Below are 11,464 nucleotides of genomic sequence, written 5' to 3'. Positions count from 1 at the left end.
CTTCCGCGTGCCTGTGTGGGGCCACAGACCAGCAGGGGGAGGAGGGGGGCGTCCATGGGCGGCGGGCGAGACGCTGCGGGTGCCCCGTGAGGGTGGGGGTGGGGTTGTGCGGGCGCACAGGGGCGGGGTTGCGGAGGGGGGCGGGCGGGGCGCCTGCGGCCGCTTGTCCCCTGCCCGCCCCTTCCCGTAACCGGGGGCTCCGCCCCGGGACCCCCGCTCCTCAGTCGCCGGAGGGACTGAAACGGCCCCGGGAGCGCCTCAGCGCAGGAAGTCCCGCGCGATCGACTCCGCGACGCGTTCCAGCAGCGGTCCCGCCTCGGCCATGCACACCGCCGGATCCGGCTCCAGCTCCGTCAGGGCGTACGCCCGGCGGATGCCCGCATGCCCCAGCGCCTCCGGCGCCAGGGCCAGGCGGCCGCAGACCGCGACGACGTCGATGCCCGCCGCGCGCGCGGCGGCGGCGACGCCGGCCGGGGCCTTGCCGTGGAGGGTCTGGGCGTCGAGGGAGCCCTCGCCGGTGATGACGAGGGTGGCCCGCTCCAGCGCGGGCGCGAAGCCGAGGACGTCGAGCATGACCTCGATCCCGGGCCGGAACCGCGCACCGAGTGCGACGAGCGCCCCGTACCCGATGCCGCCCGCCGCCCCGGCGCCCGGCTGCTGGGCCTGTTCCGGCCCCAGCAGGGAGGCGTAGTGGGCGAGCGCCGCGTCGAGCACCGCGATGTCCGCCTCGGTGGCGCCCTTCTGGCGTCCGTAGACCTCGGGTGCGCCCTTCGGGCCGGTCAGCGGGTTGTCGACGTCGCTGGCAAGGATCAGGTCGATCCCCTTCAGCCGGGGGTCGAGCCCGGAGAGGTCGGCCTCGGCGAGATCGGCGAGGCCGCCGCCGCCCGGCCCGACCGGCTTGCCGTCCGCGTCGAGGAAGCGCGCGCCGAGGGCGGCCAGCATGCCGGCGCCGCCGTCCGTGGTCGCGCTGCCGCCGACCCCGAACACGATGGTCCGGGCCCCCGCCTCCGCCGCGGCGAGCAGCAGTTCCCCGGAGCCGTACGTGGTGGCCGTGAGCGGCGCGAACACGCCGTCGGGCAGGTGCTGGAGGCCCGACGCCTCGGCCATCTCGACCACCGCTGTGGTGCCGCGCACGGCGTACGCGGCGGTCACGGGCTCCCCCAGCGGCCCGGTCACGCGTGCCTCGCGGCGTTCGAACCCGGCGGCCACCGCCGCCGCCACCGTGCCGTCGCCGCCGTCCGCCACGGGCAGGGTCTCCACCCGCACGTCAGGGACGACGCGCCGCAGCCCGGCCGTCACCCGCTCGGCGACCTGCACGGCCGTGAGCGAGCCCTTGAACTTGTCCGCCGCGACGAGCACGCGTGCGGTCTCCATCACTGCTCCGTCCGTCACCTTGATTCCCTTTGCTTTCGAACAGGCAGTCGCGCCGCCCCGACCCTATCCGCAGCACCCGCCCCGTGCCCATGGTCTGATCGATCAAACTGCGCCTAGGCTGCCCGCGTGACCACTCATGACTACGCCACGTACATCGCCGGTCTTCCCAAGGTCCTCGTGGGCGCGGCCTGCGTCTTCCGCGACGCCTCGGGACGGGTCCTGATCGTCGAACCGAACTACCGGGAGCACTGGACGCTGCCCGGCGGCACGGTCGAGTCGGCGGACGGCGAGAGCCCGCGGCAGGGTGCGCGGCGCGAGTCGCTGGAGGAGATCGGGCTCGATGTGGAGCCGGGCCGCCTCCTCGCGGTCGACTGGGCACGCGGCAGCGACCGGCCGCCGATCGTGGCCTATGTGTACGACGGCGGGGTCCTGGACGAGGACCAGCTGAAGGCGGTCCGGCTCCAGGAGTCGGAGCTGCTGTCGTGGAAGCTGGTGGAGCCGGCGGAGCTGGACCGCTACCTGCCGGGTGCACGCGGGCGCCGCATCCACGCGGCGCTGGGTGCGCTGAAGTCTGGCGCGGGCCCGGTGGAACTGGAGGACGGCCACCGCGTCGGCTGAGGACCGCGCCCACGGTCGGTGGCCGCCGGTACGGTCCGCACACCCGCCGGAGCGGACCCCGCAGGCGTTCCTGCTCGCGCGGCGCTGATTACGTGTCCTCGCCCTTGTGGCGCTGGTAGTAGCGGGCCACCCGTGCGCGGTTGCCGCAGCGTGCGGCCGAGCACCAGCGGCGGCGTGGGTGGGCCGGCAGGAACAGCATCGTGCAGTCGTCCGCCTCGCACTCCCGGACCTTGCGGATGTCCGGGTCCGCGAGCAGGCCGGCCACCTCCGCGGCGAGCGCGGCGGCCACCCGTGACCCCAGGGTGCCCGGACGGCGGTCCTCGACCACGACCGCGTCGCCGTCCCAGGTGGCGTATCGGACGGCGGGGGCGGCGAGCTGTGCGTCGTTGAGTCCGCGCAGGGCGGAGGCGGGCGGGCGCTCGCCGCGCCGGACCGCCGCGACGGCGGCCGCGGCATACGCCCGGACCTCGCGCACCGCCGCGGCGTCGTCCGGCTCCACCGCCCCGGCTCCGGCGGCGGGCAGCCGTTCCCCCTCCAGCGCCAGCCAGGCCCGCAGGCCCGCCGCGTCGGCCAGATGGTCGGTCGGTGCGCCCTGCGCCGTGTACGGAAGCGTGTTCAGCAGGTCCAGGGCGAGCGGCTCGCCGGTCATGGGCTCGGAACCATTCATGTGCCTAATGCTAACTCAGCACCTTGACACATTAGTAGTCCTCGCCGTAGAACTGCCCCAGAGCTAATGCATCAAGTCGCCCAGGAGGCATGTGAACATGGCGCTCCACACCGTTCCCCAGATCCGCCACCGGCACGTCGAGGTCGACGGCGTCCGTGTCTTCTACCGCGAATCGGTCCCCGCCGGACCGCCGGGGGACGCCCCGGTGTTGCTGTTGCTGCACGGCTTCCCGTCCGCCTCGCACCAGTTCCGCCGGCTGATGGACGCCCTCGGCTCGCACTACCGCCTGATCGCCCCGGACTACCCCGGCTTCGGCCACAGCGACGCCCCCGCCTCCTCCACCGAGGGCGGGCCGTTCACGTACACCTTCGACCGGCTCGCCGATATCACCGAGGGCTTCGTCCGCCGGATCGGGCTGTCCCGCTTCGTGATGTACGTCTTCGACTTCGGCGCACCGGTCGGATTCCGGCTCGCCACCCGCCACCCGGAGTGGATCGCCGGGCTGGTCGTCCAGAACGCCAACGCCTACGAGGAGGGGCTGTCGGAGCAGGCTCGCGCGTTCATCGCGCTGCGCCCGGAGGAGCCCGGCGCCGCCGACACCGTACGGTCGCTGCTGACGCCGTCCGCGACCCGCGCCCAGTACGAGGGCGGCACCGCCGATCCCGAGCTGGTCGCGCCCGACGGCTGGACCCTGGACCAGCACTTCCTCGACCTGCCGGGCCGTACCCGGCCGCAGCTCGACCTCGCGTTCGACTACCACTCCAATGTCGCGCTCTATCCGCGGTGGCAGGACTGGCTGCGCACGCACACCCCGCCGGCGCTCGTCGTCTGGGGCACCGGCGACATGTTCTTCCCCGAGCCCGGTGCGCGCGCCTATCTGCGGGACCTCCCGGACGCCGAACTGCACCTCTTCGACACCGGGCACTTCGCCCTGGAGGACCGGCTGCCGCGGATCGCCCCGCTGATCGCCGGCTTCCTGGACCGCGTATGGCCGGCCGACCGCGACATTGCCCGGGTGCGGTAATGTAGACGGCTGCGAAGGGGAGTAGCCCTGCAAACCGGTCGTCGACACACTGGAACCTCCGGGTTCCCGGTGGCCGGGCTCGTGGTTCACGGGTGGGCGAGACCTTCGGTCAGGTATGACACGCCCACACCCCGTGGGCGGTGCCGTCATGCCGGGCCGAGTGGTCCTCCGAAACGCCCGAGCGGCACTTCGCGGAAGATCCGGGGCCCGGCTCGTACAGAAAGCCACCCGGAATGCATCTCGACCTCTTGGCGATCATCACCGCTTTCGGGCTGATCTTCCTCGCCGAACTCCCGGACAAGACGATGTTCGCGTCGCTGGCCATGGGCACGCGGATGCGTCCGCTGTACGTCTGGTTCGGCACGTCGTCCGCGTTCATCGTCCATGTCGCCATCGCGGTGGGGGCGGGCGGGCTGATCGGTCTGCTGCCCGACTGGATCGTCAAACTGGTCTCGGCCTCCCTCTTCGCCTTCGGCGCCTTCATGCTGCTGCGGGCGGACGCGGGCGACGAGGACGACGACGCGGGCCCGAAGACGGTGACCGGGTTCTGGCCGGTGTACTCGACGGCGTTCATGGCGGTGTTCATCAGCGAGTGGGGTGACCTCACGCAGATCACCACCGCCAACCTGGCGGCGAGCAACGGCGCCTGGTCCGTCGCGATCGGCGCCGCCGCGGCCCTGATGTCCGTATCGGCGCTGGCGCTGCTCGCGGGCCGGTTCATCGCCAAGCGCGTACCGCTGAAGACCGTTCAGCGCATCGGCGGGCTGTGCATGGCGGGGCTCGCGATCTGGACGGTCGTCGAGATCTTCACCGGCTGACGGGAGACCGGGAACGGGTCGGCCGTACGAAGGGCTCCGCGCTCCTGGCGCGGGGCCCTTCGCCGTGCGCGCGGGGCTCAGAACAGGGCCGGGGTGGTCTCCTCCGTGCCGTTCTCGAAGGCCAGCAGCCGTTGCTTGCGGTCCAGGCCGCCGCCGTAGCCGGTGAGACCGCCCGATGCCCCGATCACGCGGTGGCAGGGGACGATGATGCCGACCGGGTTCTTGCCGTTGGCCAGGCCGACCGCCCGGGAGGCGCCGGGTTTGCCGAGGTTCTCGGCGAGTTCCCCGTACGTACGGGTCTCGCCGTACGGGATGAGCCGCAGCTGCTCCCAGACGCTGCGCTGGAACGGCGTGCCGTCCAGGCGCAGCGGCAGGTCGAACTCGCTGAGGGTGCCGGCGAAGTAGGCGTCGAGCTGGCGGATCGCCTCGGTGAAGGGGCGTGGGTCCGGGTCCCCGAAGGTCTCCTCGGGGGGCCGGTGGCGCTGGCCGGTCATGTAGAGGCCGGCGAGGACGCCGTCGGTGGCGACGAGGGTCAGCGGGCCGTAGGGGCTGTCGGCCACGGTGTGCTGCCGGGTCATGAGGGGCTTCCTTGGGCGGGGAGGTGGTTGATGGGGTGGTCGTCCACCGTCCACAGGTACTGGACGGCGTACGCGCGCCAGGGGCGCCAGCCGGCCGCGCGGGCGGTGAGGGCGGCCGGTGTGGAGGGCAGGCCGAGGTGCTGGGCGGCCCGCCTGATGCCGAGGTCCGTCGGCAGGAACGCGTCCGGGTCACCGAGCGCGCGCATCGCGATGACCTCGACGGTCCAGGGCCCGAATCCGGGCAGCGCGGCCAGCTCGGCCCGCGCCCGCTCCCAGTCGGAGTCGGGGCCGAGGCGCAGCGAACCGTCCGCCAGGGCCCCGACGAGAGTGGTCAGCGTGCGGCGGCGGCTGCGTGGCAGGGCCAGTCGCTCGGGGTCGAGGCCGGCCAGGGCCGCCGGGTCCGGGAAGAGGTGGGTGAGTCCGCCCTCCGGGTCGTCCACGGGCGTGCCGTGGGCGGTGACCAGCCGGGCGGCGTGGGTGCGGGCGGCGGCCGTGGACACCTGCTGGCCGAGCACGGCCCGTACGGCGAACTCAGCGCCGTCCACGGTCCTCGGCACCCGGCGGCCCGGAGCCGCGCCGACCAGCGGGGCGAGCAGGGGGTCGGCGCACAGCTGCTCGTCCACGGCGACCGGGTCGGCGTCGAGGTCGAGGAGCCAGCGGCACCGGCTGATGGCGAGGGTCAGGTCGCGCGGGTCGGTGAGCGAGAGGCGGCAGGCGATGTGGTCGGGGCGCGGGGCGAGGGCGACGGTGCCGTGGCCGTGCGGCAGGGCGAGGGTGCGCCGGTAGGCCCCGGCACGCCACTCCTCGACGCCCGGGACGGCGGTCGCGGCGAGATGGCCGAAGAGGTTGCCGGGGTTGAGCGGGGCCCGGTAGGGAAGCCGCAGCTCGATGACGCCGGGGGTGGCGGGCGCCCGCAGCGACCGGGCGGCCCGGCTGCGCAGCTCCCCCGGGGCGAGGGCGAAGACCTCGCGGACGGTCTCGTTGAAGGTGCGGACGGAGGCGAACCCGGCGGCGAAGGCCACCTCGGCCATGGGCAGCCCGGTCGTCTCGATCAGCACCCGCGCGGTCTGCGCCCGCTGCGCCCGCGCCAGTGCGAGCGGGCCCGCGCCCAGCTCGGCGAGGAGCTGGCGTTCGATCTGCCGGGCCGAGTACCCGAGCCGGGCGGCGAGCCCCGGTACGCCTTCCCGGTCGACGACGCCGTCCCGGATCAGCCGCATCGCCCGTGCCACGGAGTCGGCCCGCGCGTTCCACTCGGGCGACCCCGGGCTGGTGTCGGGCCGGCACCGCTTGCAGGCCCGGAACCCTGCCTGCTGACAGGCGGCCGCACTGGGGTAGAACGTCATGTTCTCGGCCTTGGGCGGCACGACGGGGCAGCTCGGGCGGCAGTAGATCCGAGTGGTCAGGACGGCCGTGAAGAACCAGCCGTCGAAGCGGGCGTCCTTGGACCGGACCGCCCGGACGCAGCGCTCGGTGTCGGTGTGCATGGTTCAAGCATGGTCCATGGGCGGGGCCTGGGCTGGCGGAAATCCGACATGGGCGTCCGGCTGCCTGGGCCTGTACGCGCCCCGGCCGGATCCGAGGGCACGGACCGCGGCGGGACCATGGCGCGAACATCTGAATGGTGGTTCACTTCTTTCATGGCCTACCGCAAGACACCGGCCGAGATCAGCCGTCTCGAAGCCGCCAGGGAGCATCTCGTCGCCCGCGCCACCTCGGTGGTCACGGAGGTGGGCTGGTCGCAGGCGTCCGTGACCGCCGTCGCCGACGCGGCCGGCATCGCGGCCGGCTCCGTCTACCAGCACTTCGCGTCCAAGACGGCGCTGGCCGTCGAGGTGTTCCGGCGCGCCGCCGGACGCGAGGTGGAGGTGCTGGGCGAGGTGCTGCGCGAACCGGGCACCCCGGTCGAGCGGCTCGCCAGGGGCGTCGAGGTCTTCGCCCGGCGCGCGCTGGAGAACCGCGGACTGGCCTACGCGCTGCTCGCCGCCCCCGCCGATCCCGCGGTCGGCGCGGAACGCCTCGACTACCGGCGCCGCTACCGGGCCCTGTTCGCCGAGGTCGTCCACGAGGGCATCGGGGACGGCCTGCTGCCCGCGCAGAACGGCGAGATCACCGCGGCCGCGCTCACCGGGGCGGTCGGCGAGGTCCTGGTCGACCCGCTCGGCGCCGGTGACGAGAGGGCCACCGAAGCACTCCTGACCGAGCTCGTCGCCATGGCCCTGCGCTGCGCCGGCGCCCCGCCCGCGACTCCACGCCCGTGACCGATTCGCGTACCCCTTCCACCCGGAGGTTTCCCGTGCAGACGACCGTCGCCCCGCACAGCAACCCGACCGCCGAGACCCACGAAGTGACCAATCAGCCGCCGCCGTTGACCGGACACGACGTGGCCGACGACGCCGTCCTGCTGGAGGGCCTGCGCCGCGAGGGGGCCGCGTGGCACACCGAGGACCTGCACCGCCTGGGCCGGCTCGTCGGCGGTGCGCAGGCCCAGGAGTGGGCCGAGCAGGCCAACCTCAACGAGCCCGTGCTGCGCACCCACGACCGCTTCGGCCACCGCGTGGACGAGGTCGACTTCCACCCCGCCTACCACCACCTGATGGACACCTCGGTGAGCGCCGGCCTGGCCGGTGCCGCGTGGGCCGACGAGCGCCCCGGCGCGCATGTGGCACGGGCGGCCGGCTTCATGGTGATGTCGGCCCTGGAGGCGGGCCACCTGTGCCCGGTCTCCATGACCTACGCCGTCGTCCCCGCCCTGCGACGCGCCCCGGAGCTGGCCGCCACGTACGAGCCGCTGCTCACCAGCCGGATGTACGAGCCGGGCCTGCGCACCCCCACCGGCAAGGCGGGGCTGCTCGCCGGGATGGGCATGACGGAGAAGCAGGGCGGCACCGATGTGCGCGCCAACACCACGACGGCCACCGAGGCCGGGGACGGGACCTGGCGGCTGCGCGGGCACAAGTGGTTCACCAGCGCCCCCATGAACGACCTCTTCCTGGTGCTCGCCCAGGCGCCGGGCGGGCTCTCCTGCTTCCTCGTACCGCGTGTCCTGCCCGACGGCAGCCGCAACACCTTCCGCGTCCAGCGGCTCAAGGACAAGCTCGGCAACCGTTCCAACGCCAGCGGCGAGCCCGAGTTCGACGACACCGTGGCCTGGCTCGTGGGCCCCGAGGGCAAGGGCGTGCGCACCATCATCGACATGGTGACGATGACGCGGCTGGACTGCGTGCTCGGCTCGGCCGCCGGTATCCGGGCCGCGCTCGCCCAGGCGGCCCACCACGCCCGCCACCGCTCGGTGTTCGGCGCCGCGCTGATCGGCCAGCCGCTGATGCGCAATGTGCTCGGCGACCTCGCGGTGGAGTCCGAGGCCGCCACCACGCTCGGGCTGCGGCTGGCCGGTGCCGCCGACCGGGCGCAGCGGGGCGACGCCGGGGAACGCGCGTTCCTGCGGCTGGCGACGGCCGTGGCCAAGTACTGGGTGTGCAAGCGGCAGCCGGTGGCCGTGGCGGAGGCGCTGGAGTGCCTCGGCGGCAACGGGTACGTCGAGGACTCGGGGATGCCCCGGATGTACCGGGAGGCACCGCTCAACGGCATCTGGGAGGGGTCGGGCAATGTGAACGCCCTGGACCTGCTGCGGGCGCTGGCCCGCGAGCCGGAGTCCCTCGACGCCTTCCGGGCCGAGATCGAGGCCGCCTCGGGGGCGGACCGCCGGCTCGACACGGCCTGGCAGGAGCTGCGCGGTGAGCTGGTGCTCACCGAGGACGCCCCGCTACGGGCCCGCCGGCTCATCGAGCGGGCGGCGCTGGTGCTCCAGGGCTCGCTGCTGGTCCGGCACGCGCCGGCGGCCGTCGCGGACGCGTTCTGCGCCTCGCGGCTGGCCGGTGACCGGGGGCTCGCCTTCGGCACCCTCGCACCGGACACCGACTTCACCGGGCTGCTGGAGCGCCTGCCCGCCTGACCGGGAGCGCGGAGCGCCCGTCCGGTCGCCGCCGATGTGGTCAGCGGCGGCCGGAGGGGCCCGTCTCGCGCAGCCGGCGCCAGACGGCCTTCGCGGCGTGGTGGCCGGACATGCCGTGCACACCGGGGCCGGGCGGGGTCGCCGACGAGCAGAGGAAGACCGCCGGATGGGCGGTCGCGTACGGGACGCGGGCGAGCTTGGGGCGGATCACCGTCTGGAGGCCCGCGAAGGCGCCGCAGGCGATGTCCCCGTCCACGTAGTTCGCGTTGCGCTCGGCGATCCGGGGCGGGCCCGCGACCGCGCGGGCGAGCACCACATCCCGGAAGCCGGGGGCGAACCGCTCCAGTTGGCGTTCGATGACCTCGGTGGCGTCGCCCTCCCAGCCGGCCGGGACATGTCCGTACACCCAGAAGACGTGCCTGCCCTCGGGGGCGCGGGTGGGGTCGACGAGGCTGGGCTGGGCGGTGATCAGGAACGGGACGGCGGGGTCGCGGCCCTCGACCGCCGCGTGCAGGGCGGTGTCGATCTCGCCGGCCGTGGGTCCGATGTGCACGGTGCCGGCCCTGCGGGCCTCTTCCGCGGTCCACGGCACCGGCTCGGAGAGCGCGTAGTCGATCTTGAAGCAGGAGGCGCCGTAGCGGTAGCCCTGGTAGGCGCGGCCGAGTCCGGCGATCCGGGCGAGGGCGGCCGGCGAGGTGTCGAAGACGTAGGCGCGGGCCGGCGGCAGTTCGTCCAGGCGTCTGACCTCCGTCCCGGTCCTGATGGTGCCGCCCTGCTCCCGCAGGTACGAGGCGAGGGCGTCGGAGATGGCCTGGGAGCCGCCGCGCGGCACCGGCCAGCCGTTCTCGTGTGCGGCCAGCGCGAAGAGCAGGGCGATGCCGCCGGTCGCGAGGCCGCTGGTGGGCGCGATGGCGTGGGCGGCGAGACCGGCGAACATCCCGCGCGCCTTCTCGCCCCGGAAGCGCCGGGACAGCAGGGTGGCGGGCTGGATCGCGTCGAGCCCGAAGCGCGCCCAGCGGTACGGGTCGCGGGGCAGCCCGTCCCACGGGGTGCGCAGGAAGTCCTGGGCGAGGGTGTCCCAGTGGCCGAGGTAGGGCGCGAGGAGGCGGCGGTAGGCGCCCGCGTCCTCGGGGCCGAGCGCCATGGCCGTCTCCCCCACCGAACCGGAGAGCACGGCGGCCGAGCCGTCCGGGAAGGGGTGGGCGAGCGCCAGCTGCGGCTGGAGCCATTCCAGGCCGTGCCGGGCGAGCGGCATCGCCCGGAAGGCGGGCGAGCCTATGGCCAGGGGGTGGACGGCGGAGCAGGGGTCGTGCCGGAAGCCGGGGAGGGTCAGCTCCTCCGTACGGGCTCCGCCTCCGACCGCGGGTCCGGCCTCGAAGACCTCCACGGCGAAGCCGCGTCGGGCCAGTTCGGCCGCGGCGGTCAGTCCGTTGGGGCCCGCGCCCACCACGACCGCATCGAGCATCGACGGCACCTTCGGACTCCTTTGTCAGCCGACGGTCGGACACCCAGGATATTCGCAGGCGCCGGCGGACCGGGGGCGGGTAGCGTTCCGTCCGGTGAAGGCCGAGAAACCCGCTCCCCCGCCGCGGTCCGCCGCGCCCGCCCCGGACGACTCCGGAGTACGCCGCCGGATCGGCGAGATGGCCGCCCGGCTCACCCAGGTGCCCGGCATCCGGGCCGTCGTGCTCGGCGGCAGCCGCGCCCGTGGCACCCACCGCCCCGACTCCGACTGGGACCTGGGCCTGTACTACCGCGGCGCCCCGGACACCGCCGCCCTGGCCGCGCTGGCCTCGGCGTTCCAGGGTTCGCCGGCCGAGGTGGCCGGGCCCGGCGGGTGGGGGCCGTGGGTCGACGGCGGGGCCTGGCTCCGGGTGGACGGGGTCCAGGTCGACTGGATCCTGCGCGACCTGGACCGGGTGGAGGCGGTCTGGGCCGGCTGCCGGGAGGGCCGGTACGAGGTGGGCGTCCAGCCGGGCCATCCGCTGGGCTTCTGGTCCCCCGCGTACCCGGGCGAGGTCGCCCTCGGCCGCGTACTCACCGACCCCGAAGGGGAGCTGACGGCCCTTCAGCGCGAGACGGCCGGCTATCCGGAGCCGCTGCGCGGGGCGCTCGGGGACGCGGCCTGGGAGGCGGAGTTCCTGGTCGCGTCGGCCCGGAAATCGGCCCCGGCCGGCGACCGCCTGCATGTCTCGCTCTGTCTGTCCCGCGCCTTCGGCGTCCTCACCCAGTCCCTGCACGCCCACCACCGCACCTGGTGCCTCAACGAGAAGGGCGCCCTGGCCGCCGCTGCCGCCCTCCCGGACACCCCGGCGCACTTCGCGGACCGGGCGGGGCAGGCGCTGCGGGACCTGGACACGGCGGCGGTGGAGGCGGCCGCGGAGCTCGTACGGGACGTGCGCGAGGTGCTGCGGACGGCGTCGGGCTGACCGA

The 11,464-nt window shown here is 74.5% G+C and carries 11 protein-coding genes; 6 read left to right on the top strand and 5 right to left on the bottom strand.

Going from position 1 to position 11,464, the window contains the following annotated elements:
- Nucleotides 1-258: 258 nt before the first annotated feature.
- Nucleotides 259-1,374, bottom strand: a complete 1,116-nt coding sequence (locus tag P8A18_RS29440) for a glycerate kinase (protein WP_306061220.1) — start codon at nt 1,372-1,374, stop codon at nt 259-261.
- Nucleotides 1,375-1,500: 126 nt separating this feature from the next.
- Here P8A18_RS29440 and P8A18_RS29435 point away from each other — a divergent pair, with 126 nt between their 5' ends.
- Nucleotides 1,501-1,992 carry an NUDIX domain-containing protein gene (locus P8A18_RS29435; RefSeq protein WP_306059405.1) on the top strand — a complete coding sequence of 164 codons (492 nt, stop codon included), beginning with the start codon at nt 1,501-1,503 and terminating at the stop codon, nt 1,990-1,992.
- Nucleotides 1,993-2,080: 88 nt separating this feature from the next.
- Here the strand turns inward: P8A18_RS29435 and P8A18_RS29430 are convergent, their stop codons facing one another.
- Nucleotides 2,081-2,659 (bottom strand): CGNR zinc finger domain-containing protein, encoded by a 579-nt coding sequence (locus P8A18_RS29430; RefSeq protein ID WP_306059403.1) that lies wholly within the window; start codon nt 2,657-2,659, stop codon nt 2,081-2,083.
- 97 nt (nt 2,660-2,756) lie between these two features.
- On the opposite strand from P8A18_RS29430, the gene P8A18_RS29425 reads away from it, so the two are divergent.
- Together P8A18_RS29425 and P8A18_RS29420 are read left to right on the top strand one after the other, a co-directional pair.
- Nucleotides 2,757-3,683, top strand: coding sequence for an alpha/beta fold hydrolase (locus P8A18_RS29425; RefSeq protein WP_306059401.1), 927 nt, complete (start codon nt 2,757-2,759; stop codon nt 3,681-3,683).
- 233 nt (nt 3,684-3,916) lie between these two features.
- Nucleotides 3,917-4,501, top strand: a complete 585-nt coding sequence (locus P8A18_RS29420) for a TMEM165/GDT1 family protein (protein WP_306059398.1) — start codon at nt 3,917-3,919, stop codon at nt 4,499-4,501.
- A 77-nt stretch (nt 4,502-4,578) separates the two neighbouring features.
- Here the strand turns inward: P8A18_RS29420 and P8A18_RS29415 are convergent, their stop codons facing one another.
- Together P8A18_RS29415 and P8A18_RS29410 are read right to left on the bottom strand one after the other, a co-directional pair.
- Nucleotides 4,579-5,079, bottom strand: coding sequence for a methylated-DNA--[protein]-cysteine S-methyltransferase (locus tag P8A18_RS29415; protein ID WP_306059396.1), 501 nt, complete (start codon nt 5,077-5,079; stop codon nt 4,579-4,581).
- Nucleotides 5,076-6,563: an AlkA N-terminal domain-containing protein gene (locus P8A18_RS29410; RefSeq protein ID WP_306059394.1), complete on the bottom strand. Its 1,488-nt coding sequence runs from the start codon at nt 6,561-6,563 to the stop codon at nt 5,076-5,078. Before P8A18_RS29410 ends, P8A18_RS29415 begins: the two co-directional genes overlap by 4 nt.
- 153 nt (nt 6,564-6,716) lie before the next feature.
- On the opposite strand from P8A18_RS29410, the gene P8A18_RS29405 reads away from it, so the two are divergent.
- The gene (locus tag P8A18_RS29405) at nt 6,717-7,337 is read left to right on the top strand and encodes a TetR/AcrR family transcriptional regulator (RefSeq protein WP_306059391.1); all 621 of its coding nucleotides are present in this window, start codon (nt 6,717-6,719) and stop codon (nt 7,335-7,337) included.
- A 35-nt stretch (nt 7,338-7,372) separates the two neighbouring features.
- On the top strand, nt 7,373-9,031 hold the full coding sequence (locus tag P8A18_RS29400; RefSeq protein ID WP_306059389.1) for an acyl-CoA dehydrogenase family protein: 1,659 nt from the start codon (nt 7,373-7,375) through the stop codon (nt 9,029-9,031).
- 40 nt (nt 9,032-9,071) lie between these two features.
- Here P8A18_RS29400 and P8A18_RS29395 read toward each other — a convergent pair whose 3' ends face one another.
- Nucleotides 9,072-10,505: a phytoene desaturase family protein gene (locus P8A18_RS29395; RefSeq protein WP_306059387.1), complete on the bottom strand. Its 1,434-nt coding sequence runs from the start codon at nt 10,503-10,505 to the stop codon at nt 9,072-9,074.
- 169 nt (nt 10,506-10,674) lie between these two features.
- Here P8A18_RS29395 and P8A18_RS29390 point away from each other — a divergent pair, with 169 nt between their 5' ends.
- Nucleotides 10,675-11,460 carry a nucleotidyltransferase domain-containing protein gene (locus P8A18_RS29390; protein ID WP_306061218.1) on the top strand — a complete coding sequence of 262 codons (786 nt, stop codon included), beginning with the start codon at nt 10,675-10,677 and terminating at the stop codon, nt 11,458-11,460.
- Nucleotides 11,461-11,464: the final 4 nt, after the last annotated feature.

Source organism: Streptomyces sp. Mut1 (assembly GCF_030719295.1).
GTDB lineage: Bacteria > Actinomycetota > Actinomycetes > Streptomycetales > Streptomycetaceae > Streptomyces > Streptomyces castrisilvae.
Note: the sequence above shows the minus strand (reverse complement) of the source record. Positions and strands in the feature narration are given on the sequence as shown.